The organism is Pedococcus sp. P1_H8, assembly GCF_056405175.1.
The window spans coordinates 1-405 of record NZ_JBFUCP010000331.1; the positions used below are offsets into that span (position 1 = coordinate 1).

Genomic DNA, 405 nt, shown 5'->3' on the forward strand with positions numbered 1-405 from the left:
ACCCAGCTCGTACGCGGTCTCGGACACCGCCGAGGCGGCACCCGCCCGTTCCGGTTCCACCGCGCCGACCACCAGGTCGGAAGTGAGCGTCAACGCCATGCCGACACCGGCCCCGGCCAGCATGAAGCCGACCACGAACATTCCGGCACCGCCGTCGACCCGGAGGAACGTCAGGATCGCGGCGCCGAGCGCGGACATCATCAGGCCGACGGTGAGCACCGTGCCCGGCTGCCAGCGCCGGACGAACCACGCCGCCAACAGCGCGAACACCATGCTCATCGCGGTTCCGGGCAGCATCAGCAGCCCGGCCTGCAGCGGCGAGTTGCCGAGTACCAGCTGCAGGTACTGCGAGCCGAAGAACAGCACACCCGCCATCGCGAAGATCGACAGCAGATTGGTCAGCAC

The 405-nt window shown here is 68.9% G+C and carries 1 protein-coding gene; it reads right to left on the reverse strand.

The annotated features are described in order from the left end of the window. On the reverse strand, positions 1–405 hold a 405-nt coding region (locus AC1DYG_RS20245), incomplete at both ends, for an MFS transporter (RefSeq protein WP_477641629.1).